Genomic DNA, 328 nt, shown 5'->3' with positions numbered 1-328 from the left:
TACTTACACATTTTCTTTTTTCAAGAGAGGTCTCACATGAACAATGACAGTACGAATAACTGCTAAAATCGGAACCGATATTAGTAACCCTACAATACCAGCTACTTCCCCCCCAACTAGTAATGCAAGCATAATAATAACAGGATGCATACGAAGTGACTTACCAACAATGTAAGGCGATAAAATGTTACTTTCCACAAATTGCAAAATAGCAATCGTAATCCCCGCCTTAATAAGTAAACTCGTTGATACTGTTGCTGCAATCATTAACGTCGGGATCGCTCCTAAAATAGGACCAAAGTACGGGATTATATCCGTTACCCCAATA

Annotated in this window: 1 protein-coding gene; it reads right to left on the bottom strand. The window is 38.4% G+C overall.

Annotated features, from left to right (window positions below; all coding sequences use genetic code 11):
- Positions 1 to 3 precede the first annotated feature (3 nt).
- Positions 4 to 328: AI-2E family transporter (locus SB717_RS34525; RefSeq protein WP_410907360.1), on the bottom strand; the 325-nt coding region annotated here is incomplete at its 5' end.

Origin of the sequence: Priestia sp. SIMBA_032, from assembly GCF_046535215.1 — a bacterium.
Lineage (GTDB): Bacteria > Bacillota > Bacilli > Bacillales > Bacillaceae_H > Priestia > Priestia aryabhattai.
Note: the sequence above shows the minus strand (reverse complement) of the source record. Positions and strands in the feature narration are given on the sequence as shown.